Annotated in this window: 17 protein-coding genes; 7 read left to right on the forward strand and 10 right to left on the reverse strand. The window is 69.0% G+C overall.

Translation table 11 applies throughout. From position 1 onward, the window contains the following. Positions 1-66: 66 nt before the first annotated feature. Together SLW55_RS16955 and SLW55_RS16960 are read right to left on the reverse strand one after the other, a co-directional pair. Complete coding sequence (locus SLW55_RS16955; RefSeq protein ID WP_148829550.1) at positions 67-744, reverse strand: hypothetical protein; 678 nt, start codon at positions 742-744, stop codon at positions 67-69. Positions 745-934: 190 nt separating this feature from the next. Next, positions 935-4,207 carry an LAGLIDADG family homing endonuclease gene (locus SLW55_RS16960; protein WP_320745454.1) on the reverse strand — a complete coding sequence of 1,091 codons (3,273 nt, stop codon included), beginning with the start codon at positions 4,205-4,207 and terminating at the stop codon, positions 935-937. Between the two features lie 494 nt (positions 4,208-4,701). Here SLW55_RS16960 and SLW55_RS16965 point away from each other — a divergent pair, with 494 nt between their 5' ends. After that, positions 4,702-6,135: a Do family serine endopeptidase gene (locus SLW55_RS16965; RefSeq protein WP_267085014.1), complete on the forward strand. Its 1,434-nt coding sequence runs from the start codon at positions 4,702-4,704 to the stop codon at positions 6,133-6,135. A gap of 10 nt (positions 6,136-6,145) precedes the next feature. Here the strand turns inward: SLW55_RS16965 and SLW55_RS16970 are convergent, their stop codons facing one another. Further along, entirely contained in the window at positions 6,146-6,373 is a 228-nt protein-coding gene (locus SLW55_RS16970; protein WP_043094420.1) for a hypothetical protein, read from the reverse strand. 173 nt (positions 6,374-6,546) lie between these two features. Here SLW55_RS16970 and SLW55_RS16975 point away from each other — a divergent pair, with 173 nt between their 5' ends. The 6 genes from SLW55_RS16975 (at position 6,547) to SLW55_RS17000 (ending at position 11,426) form a co-directional block, all read left to right on the forward strand. Beyond that, complete coding sequence (locus SLW55_RS16975; protein WP_010340149.1) at positions 6,547-6,918, forward strand: hypothetical protein; 372 nt, start codon at positions 6,547-6,549, stop codon at positions 6,916-6,918. A gap of 7 nt (positions 6,919-6,925) precedes the next feature. After that, complete coding sequence (locus SLW55_RS16980; RefSeq protein ID WP_017908931.1) at positions 6,926-7,402, forward strand: hypothetical protein; 477 nt, start codon at positions 6,926-6,928, stop codon at positions 7,400-7,402. Beyond that, complete coding sequence (locus tag SLW55_RS16985; protein WP_267082693.1) at positions 7,399-7,893, forward strand: hypothetical protein; 495 nt, start codon at positions 7,399-7,401, stop codon at positions 7,891-7,893. Before SLW55_RS16980 ends, SLW55_RS16985 begins: the two co-directional genes overlap by 4 nt. Positions 7,894-8,064: 171 nt before the next feature. Further along, on the forward strand, positions 8,065-9,177 hold the full coding sequence (locus SLW55_RS16990) for an AI-2E family transporter (RefSeq protein WP_267093426.1): 1,113 nt from the start codon (positions 8,065-8,067) through the stop codon (positions 9,175-9,177). Between the two features lie 112 nt (positions 9,178-9,289). Further along, positions 9,290-10,006, forward strand: a complete 717-nt coding sequence (locus SLW55_RS16995) for an HAD family hydrolase (RefSeq protein ID WP_152180542.1) — start codon at positions 9,290-9,292, stop codon at positions 10,004-10,006. Between the two features lie 49 nt (positions 10,007-10,055). After that, complete coding sequence (locus SLW55_RS17000) at positions 10,056-11,426, forward strand: leucyl aminopeptidase family protein (RefSeq protein ID WP_148829544.1); 1,371 nt, start codon at positions 10,056-10,058, stop codon at positions 11,424-11,426. An 87-nt stretch (positions 11,427-11,513) separates the two neighbouring features. Here the strand turns inward: SLW55_RS17000 and SLW55_RS17005 are convergent, their stop codons facing one another. The 7 genes from SLW55_RS17005 to SLW55_RS17035 form a co-directional block, all read right to left on the reverse strand. Further along, positions 11,514-12,176, reverse strand: a complete 663-nt coding sequence (locus SLW55_RS17005) for an NYN domain-containing protein (RefSeq protein WP_320745456.1) — start codon at positions 12,174-12,176, stop codon at positions 11,514-11,516. A gap of 265 nt (positions 12,177-12,441) precedes the next feature. Then, on the reverse strand, positions 12,442-13,803 hold the full coding sequence (locus SLW55_RS17010; RefSeq protein ID WP_320745457.1) for a VOC family protein: 1,362 nt from the start codon (positions 13,801-13,803) through the stop codon (positions 12,442-12,444). A gap of 391 nt (positions 13,804-14,194) precedes the next feature. Next, positions 14,195-14,785, reverse strand: coding sequence for a hypothetical protein (locus SLW55_RS17015; protein ID WP_320745458.1), 591 nt, complete (start codon positions 14,783-14,785; stop codon positions 14,195-14,197). A gap of 147 nt (positions 14,786-14,932) precedes the next feature. Further along, positions 14,933-15,691 (reverse strand): HAD family hydrolase, encoded by a 759-nt coding sequence (locus SLW55_RS17020; protein WP_320745459.1) that lies wholly within the window; start codon positions 15,689-15,691, stop codon positions 14,933-14,935. Positions 15,692-15,892: 201 nt separating this feature from the next. Then, positions 15,893-16,270: a hypothetical protein gene (locus tag SLW55_RS17025; RefSeq protein ID WP_017910738.1), complete on the reverse strand. Its 378-nt coding sequence runs from the start codon at positions 16,268-16,270 to the stop codon at positions 15,893-15,895. 226 nt (positions 16,271-16,496) lie between these two features. Continuing rightward, a complete protein-coding gene (locus tag SLW55_RS17030) occupies positions 16,497-16,886 on the reverse strand; it encodes a membrane protein (protein WP_017916398.1) in 390 nt (129 codons plus the stop codon). Between the two features lie 79 nt (positions 16,887-16,965). Continuing rightward, a complete protein-coding gene (locus SLW55_RS17035) occupies positions 16,966-17,163 on the reverse strand; it encodes a CPXCG motif-containing cysteine-rich protein (RefSeq protein WP_010340161.1) in 198 nt (65 codons plus the stop codon). Between the last annotated feature and the right edge of the window lie 19 nt (positions 17,164-17,182).

A 17,182-nucleotide genomic window follows, 5' to 3' on the forward strand; every position in this document is an offset into this window, starting at 1 on the left:
CGGAGCGGGACGGGCGTGGGCCCGGCCTCTCTCCCGCGCACGGGAGAGAGGGTGCGACGGGACGGCTTACTTCTTGGCGCGGGTGGCCGCGGCCTTCTTGCCGGCGGCCTTGCGCACGGCGGTCTTCTTCACGGCGGCGCTCTTCTTGGCGACCTTGGCGGTGCTCTTCTTGACCGCCTTGGCGACCTTCTTCACCGCTTTCTTGGCGACGGTCTTCTTCGCTGCAACCTTCTTCGCCGCTTTCTTCACTGCCTTCTTGGCAACGGCCTTCTTGGCGGCGACCTTCTTGACCGCCTTCTTCGGCGCGGCCTTCTTGGCGGTCACTTTCTTGGCCGGAGCCTTCTTCGCAACGGCCTTCTTGGCAGCGGCCTTCTTCGCCGGTGCCTTCTTCGCAGCCGCCTTCTTGGCGGTCTTCTTGCCGCCCTTGGTCAGCGCGGCCGCTTCGGCCTGGGCGCTGGCCTTGGCCGCTTCCAGCTTCTTGCGCGCGCTGGCGACGGTCTTCTTGACGGCCTTGCCGGCCTTCTCGGCGCGCTTGGCGACGGCCTTCTCGGCCTTCTTCACCGCCTTGCGGGTCTTGGCGACCTGGTCCTGCACGCGCTTCTGCACGGTCTCGGCGGTCTGCTTGACCGTGGCAACGGCCTCGCTGGCGGTGGCGGCGATGGTCTCGCCGACGTTGGTGGCGGTTTCTTTCACGTTCTCGGCGACCTGCGTCAGCGTCGCCGTGACGCCATTCCCATTGCTCATAAAACCCTCCTCAGGGTGTCAGTGTTTATGTCACGCGGGCGATGCTATACCGATTGCAGCGAAGCGGGGAGCCGGAAACGGCGACATTCGGCGGACGGTGGGGAAGCGTTGGGGAAGCACGGCGTGCCGCGCTCCAGGGCTTCCACCGCCGCCCTCCCCTCCGCCGGCGCGAAGGGGAGACGGGACGGCGTCAGAACTTGCCGTAATACCCTTCTTTCAGCGCATCGAACAGGTTGGCGGCGGTGTGCATCTCGCCGTCGTATTCGATCTGTTCGTTGCCCTTGACCTCGACCACGCTGCCGTCTTCCAGCTCGAAGCGGTAGGTGGTGTTCTCCAGGTCCGCTTCCTTCACCAGCACGCCCTGGAAGGCGGCCGGGTTGAAGCGGAACGTGGTGCAGCCCTTCAGCCCCTGCTGGTGGGCGTAGCGGTAGATGTCCTTGAACTGCTCGTAGGGATAGTCGGTGGGGACGTTGGCGGTCTTGGAGATGGAGCTGTCCACCCACTTCTGCGCGGCGGCCTGCACGTCCACGTGTTCCTTGGGGTGGATGTCGTCGGCGGCGATGAAGTAGTCCGGCAGGCGCGCGGCGGCGTCCTCGGCGAACGGCATCGCCTTGGCGTTGACCAGGTGGCGGTAGGCCAGCAGCTCGAAGGAGAACACGTCCACCTTCTCCTTGCTCTTCTTGCCCTCGCGGATCACGTTGCGGCTGTAGTGGTGGGCGAAGCTCGGTTCGATGCCGTTGGAGGCATTGTTGGCCAGACTCAGCGAAATGGTGCCGGTGGGGGCGATGGAGCTGTGGTGGGTGAAGCGCGCGCCCACCTCGGCCAGTTCCTCGACCAGCGCCGGCGCCACCTCGGCGATGCGCTGCATGTAGCGACTGTACCTGGCGTGCAGCAGCCGGCCCTCGATGTGCTCACCGACGCGCCAGCCATCGCGCACCATCTCCGGGCGCTGCCGCAGCATCGCCGCGGTGACCTCGAAGGTCTCCTGCATGATCGGCGCCGGGCCCTTCTCCTTGGCCAGCGACAGCGCGGTCTCCCAGCCGGCCACGGCCATCTCGCGGGCGATGGACTCGGTGAACTCGCACGACTCGGCGCTGCCGTACTTCATGCGCAGCATGGTCATGGTCGAGCCCAGGCCGAGGAAGCCCATGCCGTGGCGGCGCTTGCGCATGATCTCGTCGCGCTGCTGCTGCAGCGGCAGGCCGTTGACCTCGACCACGTTGTCGAGCATGCGGGTGAACACCCGCACCACTTCCTTGTATTCCTCCCAGTCGAAGCGGGCGCGCTCGGTGAACGGCTCGCGCACGAAGGTGGTGAGGTTGATCGAGCCGAGCAGGCAGGCGCCGTAGGGCGGCAATGGTTGCTCGCCGCAATTGTGGGCGTGCAGACCGTTGCCGTCGAAGGTGTTGATGCCGGGGACCTGCACGTCGTAGACGTCTTCGATCCCATCGGCGGCCACCGACTGCACGGTCGCCACGAAGCGCTCGCGGTTCAACTGGCGACGGTAGCCGGACAGCAGCGCCTTGAGGCGGTTGGCCTTGGCGGTGTCGGCAAAGCCCACCTGTTGGGCGAAGGCATCGAGGTTGTCGCCGCTGACGACCAGTTCGTGCTGCGCCTTGGTGGCGTAGGCACGCGTGCCGCCGTTCCCGTCGGGGAGCAACGCGGTGCCGGCGGGGCGCGGGTCGCGGTAGATCTGCGAGGCGATGCCCAGCCGCAACAGCATGCGCTGCGCTGCCTCCAGCCGCGCCAGGTCGGACTGTGCCAGGCGCACGCTGACGCCCTTCTCCTGGCTGCCCTGCACCGAGCCGTCGGTGTCGAACAGGCCACGCAGGAAGCCGCGATGGAAATCGCTGGAGGTCTTCTCGACGGCCGGGGTGATCGTCTTGTCGCCCGGACGCAGGCCCAGCTCCAGCGCCAGATCGCGTAATGCGGCCGACTTTAGGCGGTACTCGCCAAGGTCGCGCACCTCGCTCCAGCCGGCGAAGTCGGCACGGTGCGGCAGGCTGCGCGCGCAGCGCAGGGCTTCGTCCATCAGCGCCACCGGTGCCAGCGGCGCCGCATTGACGGCGGCGGCCTGCGACCAGACAGACAACACGGCGGCTTCGTGCTTGAGCGTGCCATCGCCCACCAGCATGCCGAGGAGGAAACCCTCCTCATAGCTGCGTGCGCCGCCCCACTCCGCACCGGCACGGTGATTGTTGAGCAGCACCCGGTCGCCTGCGACCAGTTGGTCCGCCTGGCACCATTGGGTGTCCAGCGACCAGCGGGTCTGCCGCACCACGCGCCGCACGCGGTGGTCTGCGGTCAGGCGCAGCGCGTAACCTTCCTGCGTCTGCAGTCGTACCACCTGCTTGTGCGCGGTCTTGAAGAAACCCTCCGCACCGGTGGCATGGTCGCCGCCATCGACCCGCGCCAGGAACGGCGTTCCCAGCAGATCGGCGACCTGACGCGGCCCCTCGGCGGTCTGCACCCAGGTATCGGCGGTCACACACGGGTTGGTCGCGCGGATGTTCTCGCACCACCAGTTGTTGTTCATTTCGTTGACGCGGTCGATCAGGATGAAACCCGGCTCGGCGTAGTCGTAGGTGGAGACCATGATCATGTCCCACAGGTGGCGGGCGCGGATGTGCCCGTACACCTTGCACGCGACCAGGCCGTCGTCACGCACGATGTAGTCCTTGTGGGTGGGCCAGTCGCGCCAGACCACAGCGCTGGCGTCGGCCAGGTCGACGTCGGCCTCTTCCTTGCGGTTCACCGGGAACACCAGCGGCCAGTCGGCGTCCTGCTCCACCGCCTGCATGAAGCCGTCGGTGATCAGCAGCGACAGGTTGAACTGGCGCAGGCGCCCGTCCTCGCGCTTGGCGCGGATGAAGTCCTTCACGTCCGGGTGGGACACGTCGAAGGTGCCCATCTGCGCGCCGCGGCGGCCGCCGGCCGAGGACACGGTGAAGCACATCTTGTCGAAGATATCCATGAACGACATCGGCCCGGAGGTGTAGGCGCCGGCGCCGGCCACGAACGCGCCGCGCGGGCGCAGCGTGCTGAACTCGTAGCCGATGCCGCAGCCGGCCTTGAGGGTCAGCCCGGCCTCGTGGACCTTCTCCAGGATGCCGTCCATCGAGTCGGTGATGGTGCCCGACACGGTGCAGTTGATGGTGCTGGTGGCCGGCTTGTGTTCCTGCGCGCCGGCATTGGAGGTGATGCGCCCGGCCGGGATCGCGCCGCGGCGCAGCGCCCAGGCGAAGCGCTCGAACCAGTGGGCGCGCTGCTCCTCGCCGACCTCGGCGTCGGCCAGCGCGCGGGCCACGCGCAGGTAGGTGCCGTCGATGTCGGCATCCAGCGGATCGCCCTGCTTGGTCTTGAGCCGATACTTCTTGTCCCAGATGTCCTGCGACGCCGGCTGCATCGGGATGGGGTCGTGCTTGGATCCGGTCTGGACGACTTCCAGGCGCACCGTACTCATTCTGCTGTGTTCTCCTCGAACCTGTCCCGATGGGGCGGATGGGTGGTCATCCGCCGTGTGTCTTGTCTATATCGCACTTGCGCTGCACGGCAGCGACGGCCGCGGCAGCGCGCGCGGCGCCTGCCCTCGACCGACCGAAATTCCCCGAATCCGCGACGTCCCCTGTCACCGTCCCGTCATGCACTGCCGAGCGCGCCCCTGGATGTGAAGTCCTGGTGAAGAAAACCCTAGTTCTAGTGCCGTACCGAATCGATACCGCTACATGTAGTGGCTAATGCAAGCGTGAACGCTAACGCCGGGCAGGCCGACTGTCAACGTCGTCGCGCGCCGATCACGTGACATCGAGCGGGTGTGCACGCGGGGTGCCGTGGCGGCCTTGCGCAGGCGGCGTCGGAACGCTTTCACTGGCGGTTAAACGCCGCGCGTTCATCTTGATTTACGCGCACGCGCGCCCATCTGCCCCACGTCTCCCGCGTTCCCCGGAAACCGACCCCATGCGACCGCTGCCCACGCTGCTGACCCTGACCGCCGCCGCTGCCTTCGGCGGTTTCGCCGCCACCGCCATCAATGCGCAACTGGACAACCGCGCCGAGGCCGCGCCGGTCGCGGCGCCGCCGCTGTCCGGGGCCGCGCGCCTGCCGTCCGCGGTGGCCGGCGAGCCGCTGCCGTCGCTGGCGCCGATGCTGCAGAAGGTGATGCCGGCGGTGGTGAGCATCAACACCAAGCAAGTCGTGCGGGTGCGCAATCCGTTCTTCAACGACCCGATCCTGCGCCGCCTGTTCCCGGACATCCCGCAGGAGCGCATCAACGAGTCGCTGGGTTCGGGTGTGATCATCGACGCGAAGAACGGCTACGTGCTGACCAACCACCACGTGGTGGAGAACGCCGACGACGTGCAGGTGACCCTGGCCGACGGGCGCAGCTTCAAGGCCGAGTTCATGGGCTCGGACGCGGACACCGACATCGCGCTGATCCGGATCAAGGCCGACAACCTCACCGAGATCCGCCTGGGCGACAGCGACAAGCTGCGCGTGGGCGATTTCGTCGCGGCCATCGGCAACCCGTTCGGCTTCACCCAGACCGTCACCTCCGGCATCGTCTCGGCGATGGGCCGCAACGGCATCCGCGGCCTGGGCTACCAGAACTTCATCCAGACCGACGCCTCGATCAACCCCGGCAACTCCGGCGGCGCACTGGTGGACCTGCGCGGCGAACTGGTCGGCATCAACACCGCCAGCTTCAACCCGCAGGGCAGCATGGCCGGCAACATCGGCCTGGGCCTGGCGATCCCGTCGAACCTGGCGCGCGCGGTGGTCGACCAGTTGATCAAGAACAACGGGGTGATGATCCGCGGCACCCTGGGCATCGAGACGCAGAACCTGACCTCGCAGATGGCGCAGGGCCTGGGCCTGTCGGCGCCGCGCGGGGCGCTGGTGACGCGGGTGCTGGCCGGCTCGGCGGCCGCGGCCGCCGGGCTGCAGCCGGGCGATGTGATCACCGGCGCCAACGGCGAGCGCCTGGACAGTGCCGAGGCGCTGCACAACTACGAGGGCCTGCAGCCGGTGGGCAGTACGGTCACCCTGGACGTGCGCCGCGACGGCAAGCCGCTGCAGCTCAAGGCCACGCTCAAGGAACAGCCGCGCGCGATCAGCGGCGAGTCGCTGGACCCGCGGCTGAGCGGCGCCACCTTCGCCGACCTGCCCGAATCGCTGCGCCAGTCCGGTATCTCCGGCGTGCTGATCGGCAACGTGGCGCGGGGCAGCCGTGCGGCGCGCAACGGCCTGGCCAGCGGCGACATCGTGGTGGCCGCCTCGGTCGGCGAATTCGCCGACCTGGCCAGCTACCGCGCCAATTTCGCGCGCAAGCCGGCGCAACTGGTGCTGCGCGTGGTGCGCGGCGGCGCGCAGGCCGACCTGGTCATGCAGTGAGCCGGCACGCTCAGTCCAGGCGCGCGGCGTAATCGTCGCGCACGTGCTGGTTCAAGTAGGTGGTGAGACCGCGCCCGGCGGCGGCCAGGCGCTGCATCTCCATGACCTGGAGCAGGCCGGGATGCTGGCGGTCGTAGCGGTAGGTGGCGCCGTCGGCGAAGCGCAGCACGATCCAGTCCGGGCCGCTGTCGTAGGCGACCACCCCTGCATGGCCGCTCCGGTTGCCGTACGCGTGCATTGCGGTTCCTCCGGGACTTGGCCGCGCGCCGGTGAGCGCCGACACTATGGCGTACTGCTTATGGCGACGAGCTAACACCCCGTACACCCCGCCGATGGTATTGGTGTCGCCCGTTCTGCGCAGCGTCCGCATCGGCGGACGGCAGGCCCCCAAACCCCAGAGGAGACATGCCCATGAATGCCAGCCCGACCAATACCGAGAACCTCAAGGACAACCTGAGCGAAGCCGGCGCGCACCTGAAGTCCGCGGCCAGCTATGCCGGCGATGCGATCAAGGGCGCTGCCGGTGCCGCCGGCGAAGAACTGAAGCTGGGCAAGGCCAACGTCAAGGCCGAGCTGTCCGACAGCGCGCTGTCCGGACTGGCGGCAGCCGAGTTCGGCGGCGCGGCGGCGAAGGAGCAGGTGGACGTGCTGCTGGACAAGGGCCGCGACCTGATCGACAGCGCTGCCGAGCTGATCCGCGAGCGTCCGCTGGCCTCGTTCGGCGTGGCCTTCGCCACCGGCTGGATCATCGCCAAGCTGGCGCGCAGCGGCGGCGACAAGTAAGCCGCGCGTGAGCGAGGAGCAGGCCCGCACCGACGGCGCCGCGGCAGACGCCGCGGCCGCACCGTCGCTGGAGGAATCCTTCCGCGCGCTCGGCACGGCCGGGCGCGAAGGACTCAATGCCACCCTGGACACCGGCCGCGCGCTGCGCAAGCTGGTGGCCGCGGACTTCGCCCTGGCCCGTGCCGCCCTGGCGCGGGCGCTGGTGTGGCTGACCGTGTCGGTGGCGTTCGGCGCGTCGGCGTGGATGCTGCTGATGGGCGCGATGATCGCCCTGCTGCAGCGCATGGGCTGGTCGTGGCTGGCGTCGATCTCGGCGACTGCGGCCTTCAGCCTGGTGGTCACCGCGCTCGGCGCCTGGCAGGCGCTGCGCTACTTCGACATGAGCAAGCTCGACGCCACCCGCCGCCAGTTGGCCAAGCTGGGCATCGGCGGCGACGACGAGGACGGCGACGAGGATGTCGCCAAGCGCGAGGCCACGCCATGACCCTGCGGCAATTGCAGCACCGCATCGCCCGCGCCGAAGCGGTGCTGGAAGGACGCCAGGAGCAGGTGCGCACGCACTGGACGACCCTGCAGCAGGTCTGGCGCGAAGGCTGGACACCGTGGCGGATCGTGATCGTAGGCCTTGGCACCGGCTTCCTGGTCGGTCGCGCCGAACCGGCGGCGGTGATCGGCAAGCTCGGCGGCGCGCGCTGGCTGCAGATGCTCAGCGCGCTCTCCAGCCTGATCAACGCCACCACCGCCAAGAGCGCGTCCGATGACGCCGAGCGCGCCTCCGACGATGCCGAGGAAGCGGCGGACACCGCACAGGATGCGGCCGTGGATGCCGCCACCCAGGCCCCGCCTCCCGTTGCACCCGTTCCCCCATCCGCTGTCCGCCCGCAGCCGCCGCGGCCGCCGATGGCCTCGCGCCCCGGGCAACCCGCCGCGGCCGAAGCGGCCACCGACCTGTCCGAGCGCCAGGGCAAGGACTGACGTTCCTGGGATCGGCGCGTGGCTGGCCTGGGCCGCCACGCCGCGCGCACGCGGCGGCCACGCCGCCTTGATATCGCGCCGGCCACGATCCGGCCTACACTTCGCTTCCTTTTCGACGCCGTTCGGCGCGTGCACTGCGGCGCGCGCCGCGGCCACCGCATCGCAGGTCCGATGAGCTCAGTTCCCGATCCCGCGGTCGTCGCCGACGACGCTCCGCACGGCCCCCTGCCGCCGCCGCCCGCTCCGCGCCCGCGCGGACCGGTCTCTCTGGTGGTGCTGGCCACCCTGGCAGTCTGCTACACGCTGTGGGCCGCGCAGGACGTGATCCTGCCGATCCTGCTCGCCGCCTTCTTCGCCCTGGTCGGCAACCCGATCCTGCGCATGCTGCAACGGCTGTACCTGCCGCGTTTTCTGGCCGCGCTGCTGGTGCTGCTGTCGGGCATGGCGGTGGCGACGACGCTGACCGTGCAACTGGCCGGTCCCGCCGCCGAGTGGGCGCAGCAGGCCCCGGCGCAGCTGCGCCACCTCGCCACCCAGGTGCGCGACCTGACCAAGCCGATGCAGCAGGCCAACCAGGCCGCGGAGAACTTCGCCCGCGCCGCCGGCGGCGAGAGCGGCCGCCGCGTGCAGGTGATCCGCACGCAGATGGACGACCCGTACAAGGCACTGGTGCGGACCCCGCGGGTGGCCGCCTCGGCGCTGGCGGTGGTGTTGCTGACGTTCTTCTTCATGGTGTTCGGCGAGAACCTGCAGCGTCATGCGATCGCGCTGCTGCCCAGCCGCCAGCAACAGAAATTCACTACCGAGATCCTGCGCTCGATCGAACGCGAGGTCTCGCGCTACGTCCTGACCATCACCGTGATCAATACGCTGGTCGGCCTGATCTTCGCCGGCATTCTGATCCTGCTGGGCATTCCGCCACAGGAAGCGCTGCTGTGGGGCACGGTGGTGGCGCTGCTGAATTTCGCGCCCTACGTGGGGCCGCTGATCGGCGCGGTGCTGATGCTGCTGATGGGCTTCGTCGCCTTCCGCGAACCGCTGAGCGCGGCGCTGCCGGCGATCCTGTACCTGGCGCTGCACACCCTGGAAGGCCAGGTGGTGACGCCGATCGTGCTCGGCCGGCGCATGGCGATCTCGCCGCTGATGCTGATCCTGGCGCTGATGCTGTTCGGCTGGCTGTGGGGCATGATCGGCCTGCTGCTGGCGGTGCCGCTGCTGGTGTGCATCAAAATGGTGCTGGCGCGGGTCGAAGGCATGCAGCGTTGGGCGCGGCTGCTGGAGTGAGGCCGGGATTGGGGAGTCGGGATTGGGGATTGGCGGAAGCGCGCGAGTGCTGTCTACCGGGCCCGGCCCGCGGCGGCGGCGGCGCTTGGCGTAAAATGCGCCGGTGACTTCCATGCCCTCCTTCCCCGTCCGCGCGATCACGCTGGATCTGGACGACACCCTGTGGCCGTTCGCGCCGATCGGCGCGCGCATCGAGCAGGTGCTGCACGACTGGCTGCTGCAGCACAGCCCGGCCACCGCCGCGCGCTTCCCGGTCGCGGCGATGCGGCAGTTGCGCGAAGAAGTGTTCGCCGCGCATCCGCACCTGCATCACGACCTCAGCGAACTGCGCCGACTGACCCTGCGCCGTGCGCTGCAGGACAGCGGCGCCGATGAAGCGTTGCTGGAACCTGCGTATGCGGTGTTCCATGCCGCGCGCAATCAGGTGGAGTGCTACCCGGACAGCATCGCCGCGCTGGAGCGCATCGCCGCGCGCGTGCCGGTGGTGGCGCTGAGCAACGGCAACGCCGACCTGGCCACGATCGGCCTGGACCACCATTTCGCCTTCCAGCTCAGTGCCCGCGAACACGGCGCGGCCAAGCCGGACCCGGGCATCTTCCGCGCCGCCTGCGCGCGCCTGGGCCTGCCCTGTGCACAGGTGCTGCACGTGGGCGACCACATCGAGATCGACGTGGTCGGTGCGATGCAGGCCGGCCTGCGCGGTTGCTGGATCAACCGCGAGGCGCAGGCCTGGCATCCGCCGACCCCACCCGATCTGCACTTCGACACCCTCACCGGCCTGGCCGACTGGCTGGACGCGACCCAGCCGGCCGACGCGGCGCGCGCCTGATCCGCGCCCTCTCGCCCACCGGTCTTCTCCCTCTTCCAAGGATCCGCTGATGTCCCTGCCGACCGGCTTCACCGACGCCTCCACCCATGCGCTGCCGCTGTACGTGCTCGACCGCGAGCACCTGGCCGAATGGCGCGCGGCGCAATCGCCCGCGTGGGTGGCGTGGATGGACACCCAGCAGTTCATGGCCGCGCCGGGCAGCGTGCTGCTGCTGCCGGGTGCCGACGGCGTGGCGGCCGCGGTGCTGGGCGTTGGCGATCGCGGCGATGCGTATGCCTACGCGCATGCGCCGTTCGCGCTGCCGGCCGGCAGCACCTGGCGCGTGGACAGCGCGCTGGACGCCGACACGCTGGCGACCCTGCACCTGGGCTGGGGCCTGGGCAGCTACCGCTTCGCCCGCTACAAGCAACCGCCGCGGCTGCCGGCACAGTTGCTGGCCACGCCGCAGGCCGAAGTGTGCGACCTGATCGCGGCCAGCCTGCGCGTGCGCGACTGGGTCAACACGCCGACCGAGCACATGGGGCCGGAGCAACTGGAAGAGGCCGCACGCGCGATCGCGCAGGAACACGGCGCACAGTTCGAGAGCATCGTCGGCGACGCGCTGCTGGAGCAGAACTTCCCGGCGATCCACGCGGTCGGCCGCGCCTCGCACCGCGCGCCGCGCCTGCTGGTGCTGCGCTGGGGCGAAGAGGCGCATCCGCACGTGGCGCTGGTCGGCAAGGGCGTGTGCTTCGACACCGGCGGCCTGGACCTGAAGCCGGCCGACGGCATGCGCAACATGAAGAAGGACATGGGCGGCGCCGCACACGCGCTGGCGCTGGCCGGGCTGGTGATGGCGCAGCGCCTGCCGCTGCGGCTGACCGTGCTGTTGCCGGCGGTGGAAAACGCCGTCGGCCCGAACGCCTTCCGCCCGGGCGAGGTGATCGCCACCCGTCAGGGCACCAGCGTGGAGATCGACAACACCGACGCCGAAGGCCGCCTGGTGCTGTGCGATGCGCTGGCCTACGCCGGCGAGCAGCGCCCCGACGCGATCCTGGATTTCGCCACGCTGACCGGCGCGGCGCGCATCGCCCTGGGTCCGGATCTGCCGGCATTGTTCTGCAACGACGACACGCTGGCGCAGGCCTGGATCGCCGCCGGCGAGCGCACCCGCGACCCGGTCTGGCGCATGCCGCTGTGGCGTCCTTACCTGCGCTATCTCACCAGCTCGGTCGCCGACCTGGCCAACGCCGGCTCGCGCATGGCCGGTGCAGTCACCGCCGCCCTGTACCTGGAGCGCTTCGTGCCGGCGCGGCAGGCCTGGGCGCACCTGGACGTGTACGCCTGGAACGACAGCGACCGCCCCGGCCGCCCGGCGGGTGGCGAAGCACTGGCGCTGCGTTCGGCGTATGCCATGCTGAAGGCGCGTTACGCGGGGTAAATCCGGCAGGAGCGCGGCGCGCGACCTAGATCTTGTCGAGGACAGCACCTCGCGCCATTCGTTTCGAATTCCGAGGCGCGGAACCGGTCATGCCGCCAGCGCGTCCATCAGAGATTTAGCTGTCGACACAATCATAAGATCTGCGTTCTCGACCACATCCTCTTTTGTTCCATGGCCGAGACTGAACAAATAGAGTTGCGCGCCTTCCCGACGCGCAAACTTCATTGCAGGAATGAAGTCACTGTCTGCCGTGACAAGTACGATGACTTCCACATGCTTTTTTAGAGTCAGGGCAGCGATATCCATGCCGATACGCATGTCCACGCCTTTTTGCTTGATGACCGGTTTCAGGTCCGAGCTTTTCAGCTTCAACGTGTCAGACCCGGCATCGTAGTTCCCCGCGCTCTTCAGCCACTTGAACTTTGCCATCCAACCATCGTGGCTGCATTCGCCCTGACAAAGCGCAAAATGGGGAAGCTTGGCAACATCCCTCACCAAGGCCACGTTGGATTGGAACACAGGCGTCTTGTCGTACTCGATGACCTCGCCAGTGACAGGCTGCTCAACCGATCTTCCAAGTGGCGCAGCGTCGTAGTAGTAGACGCGATGCAGAAGGCAATCCTGAAGGCATTCGTGCTTGCGAATTGCCTCTACAAGTTGCTGTATGCGGTTGGCGGAAACTTCACCGCTCGACTTCAATTTTCTTTTGACGAATCCCGCATCCAGCAGGACGGCAAAGCGCCGATGCATGCCCATCTCCCTAGGCAATAAGATGGCCGGATGCAGGTGGGGGTCAAGCCCCGCTTATATGTCACCTGCAAACGGCCAGTTTTCGGTTCAAATACTGATACCAATCGACGGTACCGTCAAGTGAAACCCCTACCAGTGACGCCGGCAGTTTCAAATCAGGCGACATCATTGGTGGTGCAACCAAACCTCGGACATCCAGAGACAAGTAGCCACGACGTCGGACATCGTCCTTGTCTTACCGCCGTTGACAACAGGAACACAGCTGTCAACCCGCCAACGCCTCCAGCGAATCGCGCTCGATACCGGCGTAGATGGCGAACTCGTCGTGCACCGTCGCGCCCAGCGCCTGCTCGAACGCGGCGCGGTTGGCGTGCGCGGCGTAGGCGCGCTGTTCGCCGCCGCCGAGGTTGGACTGGAAGATGCCGGCGGCGCTGACCGGCAGGAAGTCCTCATAGACGATCGGGTCGGCGCTGGCCAGGCCGTCGGCGATCAGCGCTTCGGCCGGCTTGCCGGCCAGGGCCGCGGCGCCGGCGGCGCGACCGGCGTCGGTCAGTGCGTAGCGGAAGTAGCCCAGGCCCTCGCGACGCAGGGTGGCGTAGTCGTCGGGGAAGTCGGCGAAGGCCGCCTGCAGGCGCGTGGCGTAATCGGCACCGGCGCTGCCGTCCGCTGCGCGTGCGCGTTCCAGCAGCGCGTCGTACAGCGCGCGGCCCTTCGGCGTCAGGGCCAGGCCGCGCTGCTCGATCTCGCCGAACCGCGCGGTGTGGGTGCCGGCCTCGGCGCCGTCCACGCCCGCGGGGAAGCGCACGGTTTCCTCCAGTGCCTTGAAGCTGGTCTGGCGCAGCAGGATCGGGCAGGCGCGACGCGGCGGGCCTTCGATCACCGCCTTGGCATCGATGCCCCGGCGCAGCATTTCCGCCTGCGCCGCGTCGATGTCCAGGGTGCGCGGGGTCAGGTGGTTGATGTGCGGGCCATGGAAGCTGACCACGTCGGCGATCAACTTGTGCGCCTCGCTCAGCGCGCGGTAGGTCGGCAGGCTCACGGTCGCGTCGCTGTGCCAGCGGAAGGTTTCCAGCGCCTCGGCGACGAAGCGCTGCGCGTCGGCGTCGGCCAGGCCGCCGTCGCGTTCGCACTGCGCGATCAACGCGAGCGCGCCGTCGGTGAAGATGCGCCGCTTGGCGAGGATCTGCGCCGCCTGCTCGCGCAGCGCCGGGTCTTCGATCAGCTCCAGCCGCAGCAGCGAGGTGAACACGCGGAACGGATTGCGCGCCAGCGCCGCCGCCTCCAGCGGGCGGAACGCGGTGGAGTGCACCGGCACGCCGGCCACCGACAGGTCGTAATAGCCGACCGGCGCCATGCCCATCACCGCGAACAGGCGGCGCAGCGTGGCCAGTTCCTCGGCGGTGCCGACGCGGATCGCGCCGTGCCGCTCCTGGTCCAGGCGCGCGCGTTCGTCGTTGCGCTGCAGCTGCGCCTCCAGTGCCGGGTCCGCGGCCAGGGTCTGCGCATTGACCTGCGCCACCAGCTCCATCAGCGTGCCGTACAGCGGCACCTCGGTGCGGTACATGTCGGACATGGCCTGCGCGAACAGGCTGCGGATAGCGTCGGGCGAAACGAAGGCATTGGTCATCGGGCGGTCCGGGACGGCGGTGGCGCCGGCGGCAGGACCGGCAGAACGCCTATTCTCGCGCTGTGGCGGCGGCGCGGCCAGTGCGGATGAATGCGCGGCGCGTATCGGTGCGGCGCGGGCGTGGCCGGCACCGCTGTCTCCTTCTCCCGCCGGGAGAAGGAGCCCCGCAGGGGCGGATGAGGGTCCGGGCGCAGTCTCGTGCACCAAACTGCCTGGGGCGCTGCGCGCACGTACCCTCACCCCAACCCCTCTCCCGGGGGGGAGAGGGGCTTGTGTGTGCTGACGTTGGTGCATACCGGTGCCTGCATGCCGTGCAGGGCCACGGGAGGTTCGCGCAACGACATGGGCGAACGTGCAGGCGGCCGCTCTGTGTCGTTGTGCTCCCCCGCGCTTATTGCGTGCGCTTGGATCCGTCCTGGGGCTGTGCCGCAGCGCGGTCGCGGGCGGCGCGGTCGCCCAGTTGCCGGCGCAGCAGCGCGTCCAGCACGATCGGTCGATCCCAGTGGTCGTAGCTGGCGACGATGGCATGGCGCAGCGCGCGGTAGGCCAGCGAGCCGGGCGGCGCGTCCATGTCGCTCGCCACCGCCGCCCAGCCGGCCGGAACGCCGGCCGCGGTGCGTGCGCGCACCACCTCGCGGTAAGGCCGTCCCGCGGCCTTGGCCAGGAACGCGGCGACATAGACATCGCGCGGCGGCCACCGCCGATCGCGCAGCAGCACCTCGGCATAGCCGCGCGGCATCTGCGCGTAGCGCGCGACCTCGTCGAGGAAGCTGTCGGGGTAGCGCGCGGCGTAGCGGTCGATGTCCAGCAACTGCCGATCGATCCAGGCATCGTCGGTGCCGGGCACCTCCGCCGGTACCGTTTCTCCGCTCTCGGAGGCAGGGGCGCGCGCGGGCGCTACCGTCCCCTGCGCCAGCGCCGGGCCGGCAGCCAACAGAGCAGCGCACAGGAACAGACCGGCAGGAGACGGAAGCGGAGGCATGCGTCGATTCTGCCGGAGGCAGTGGGCGCTGTCAGCGCGGCAAGCTGGCAGGGATGTGCACCGCAGGCTCGGCGGTGTCGCGGCTGAAGTCCCTCCTACGCGACAAGGCCAGAGGCCGGTACGCCACGCCGCCTGACGCGGAGCGGCTCAGCCCCGCTGCAGGCTCGGCGCATGCCGGTTGAGATCGGCCACCGCCTGCGGCCAGTCCGCGGCCGCGGCCACTTCGCGCAGGCGCGGTTCGTCGGCCGACAGCCCGTGCTCGGCCTCGTGCGCCCAGGTGGTGGTGTACGGCGTGTGGATGCCCCAGCCGCCGAGCGCGATCACCGGCTCCACGTCCGAACGCAGCGAGTTGCCGATCATCACGAAGCGCTCGGCGCCGATACCGAACTCGGACAGCACCTTGGCGTAGGTCTTGGGATCCTTCTCCGACACCACCTCGATACGCGGGAACAGCTCGCCCAGGCCGGACTGCGCGATCTTGGCTTCCTGATGGAACAGGTCGCCCTTGGTGATCAGCACGATCTCGAACTCGGCGGCGATCGCCGCCACCGCCTCGCGCACGCCGGCGATCACCTCCACCGGATGCTGCAGGGTGGCGCGGCCGATCTCGACGATGCGCCCGATGTCGTGCGCGGAAATGCGCGCCTCGGTCAGCTCGATCGCCGCCTCGATCATCGACAGGGTCATGCCCTTCACGCCATACCCGAAGACCTTGAGATTGCGGCGCTCCACCGCCAGCAGATGCTGCAGGGTGCCGGCGTCCTGCAGGTCCAGGTACTGGCCGAGGATGGCTTCGAACGCGGCCTCGGCGTCGCGGTAATAGTCCTCGCTCTTCCACAGGGTGTCGTCGCCGTCGAAGCCGACCAGGGCGATGGGAGAGGAACGCAAGGCGGTAGGTGTCGGCATCATCCGCCAAGCATAGCAGCGGGTCGCCGACCGATAGACGACAGGCACTGTCCTGCAGCACAACGCGCGACGGCGGCCCAAGGCCGCCGTCGTGGTGAAGCGTCAGCGTGCACCACGAGGCTCGTGGTACACCAGGGTCGGCCCCGGCCAGGCGGCGCGCGTCCTCATCGCCGCGCGACCGCCGTGTCGGTACCGCTCCGGTTACTGGCCGCCGTTGCTGTCGCTGCCGGTCGCCGCGCCGCCCTGCTGCTTGGCGACGTAGGCCTTGTACTCGTCCGGGGTCAGCTTGCCGTCGTGGTTGGCGTCGGCCTGCGCGAAGATCTGGCTGAGGCCGGCGTTGACCTGCGCCTCCTGCTTGCTGATGGCGCCGTCCTTGTCGGCGTCCACGTCGGCCCAGGTCTGGGCGCCGCCGGAGGCCGCGCCGGCCTGCCCGCTCTGGCCGGTGGCGCTGGTGGACGACTGCGTCTGCGCCTGCGCGGCGGCATCGGCCTGCGCGTCCTGGGCGAACGCCGGCAGGGCCAGCGCGGCGGCGAGAAGGGCGGCGGTACCGATCAGCGGGGTGCGGGTGCGAATGTTCATGGGTGGATTCTCCTTGGCTCTCTCGGTGTGGCATGTCCGGTCGATTCCGGAACACGGCGCTACCGTGCCGGTCTCAGACTGAATCCATTCCCTGTCGAAATTCGCCGCAAAACGCTTCGTTAACCACGGCGTGCGCGCAGCACGCTACCGCGCTGGTTAGGGATCGGTGAGCACGCGGTAAGGCGACCATTCAAGACGTTTGGATTGCAGAAAGAAAACGTCTGTTTCAGCGCGTTTCGTGACCGCCGTCGCCGGCGTTTTCGCTTGAACGCGCCCTGAATACAACCCACGCCAGGGCCACGCCGGAGAGGGCGCCGGCCACTTCCAGCACCACCCGCGAGCCCAGTTCGTCCGGATCGTGGATGCTGGCCAGGGCGATGCGCGCGTACAGCGGCGACTCCAGGCGCACGATGCTGGTGTAGAACAGGTTCCAGCAGTCGATCCCGGCCGACACCGCCACCGCGATCAGGCAGGCGCCGCCGAGTTGCTGGCCCTCGGACCAGCCCAGCCGCCGGCCCAGCCATTGCCACAGCGCATACACCAGGAAGCCGACCGCCAAGGCGATCAGCCCGGCTTCCAGCGAGCCCAGCAGGCCGAAGTGCAGCGGCAGGTTCATCGGGTGTCCTCGGTCGGCAAGGCCGCAAGTCTAGAGGGTGTCGCGCATCGGCGTACGAGGCACCGCGCCGGCGCGCGGATCAACTGGCGTTTTCGGCGATCGCGCTCACCACCGGCGCGCCGTCCTCGTCCCAGCGCACCGTCATCAGCATCGGCTTGCAGCACACCTGGCAGTCCTCCACGTACTGCTGCACGTCCACCGACGGATCCAGGGCGACGTCGATCCATTCGCCGCAGTAAGGGCATTGCAGGTCGACGAACTGGTGCGTGCCGGTCATGGGTGGTCCGTGGCGAAGA

Origin of the sequence: Xanthomonas sp. LF06-19 (genome assembly GCF_034105425.1) — a bacterium.
In the GTDB taxonomy this organism is placed as follows: Bacteria; Pseudomonadota; Gammaproteobacteria; order Xanthomonadales; family Xanthomonadaceae; genus Xanthomonas_A; species Xanthomonas_A sontii.

Coding starts and splice junctions, on each gene's coding strand:
- SLW55_RS16960 (WP_320745454.1), bottom strand. CDS start 4,207: ATGAGTACGGTGCGCCTGGAAGTCGTCCAGACCGGATCCAAGCACGAC.
- SLW55_RS17035 (WP_010340161.1), bottom strand. CDS start 17,163: ATGACCGGCACGCACCAGTTCGTCGACCTGCAATGCCCTTACTGCGGC.
- SLW55_RS16975 (WP_010340149.1), top strand. CDS start 6,547: ATGAATGCCAGCCCGACCAATACCGAGAACCTCAAGGACAACCTGAGC.
- SLW55_RS16955 (WP_148829550.1), bottom strand. CDS start 744: ATGAGCAATGGGAATGGCGTCACGGCGACGCTGACGCAGGTCGCCGAG.
- SLW55_RS16970 (WP_043094420.1), bottom strand. CDS start 6,373: ATGCACGCGTACGGCAACCGGAGCGGCCATGCAGGGGTGGTCGCCTAC.
- SLW55_RS17015 (WP_320745458.1), bottom strand. CDS start 14,785: ATGCCTCCGCTTCCGTCTCCTGCCGGTCTGTTCCTGTGCGCTGCTCTG.
- SLW55_RS17000 (WP_148829544.1), top strand. CDS start 10,056: ATGTCCCTGCCGACCGGCTTCACCGACGCCTCCACCCATGCGCTGCCG.
- SLW55_RS17005 (WP_320745456.1), bottom strand. CDS start 12,176: ATGCATCGGCGCTTTGCCGTCCTGCTGGATGCGGGATTCGTCAAAAGA.
- SLW55_RS17010 (WP_320745457.1), bottom strand. CDS start 13,803: ATGACCAATGCCTTCGTTTCGCCCGACGCTATCCGCAGCCTGTTCGCG.
- SLW55_RS16965 (WP_267085014.1), top strand. CDS start 4,702: ATGCGACCGCTGCCCACGCTGCTGACCCTGACCGCCGCCGCTGCCTTC.
- SLW55_RS16985 (WP_267082693.1), top strand. CDS start 7,399: ATGACCCTGCGGCAATTGCAGCACCGCATCGCCCGCGCCGAAGCGGTG.
- SLW55_RS17020 (WP_320745459.1), bottom strand. CDS start 15,691: ATGCCGACACCTACCGCCTTGCGTTCCTCTCCCATCGCCCTGGTCGGC.
- SLW55_RS17025 (WP_017910738.1), bottom strand. CDS start 16,270: ATGAACATTCGCACCCGCACCCCGCTGATCGGTACCGCCGCCCTTCTC.
- SLW55_RS16995 (WP_152180542.1), top strand. CDS start 9,290: ATGCCCTCCTTCCCCGTCCGCGCGATCACGCTGGATCTGGACGACACC.
- SLW55_RS16990 (WP_267093426.1), top strand. CDS start 8,065: ATGAGCTCAGTTCCCGATCCCGCGGTCGTCGCCGACGACGCTCCGCAC.
- SLW55_RS17030 (WP_017916398.1), bottom strand. CDS start 16,886: ATGAACCTGCCGCTGCACTTCGGCCTGCTGGGCTCGCTGGAAGCCGGG.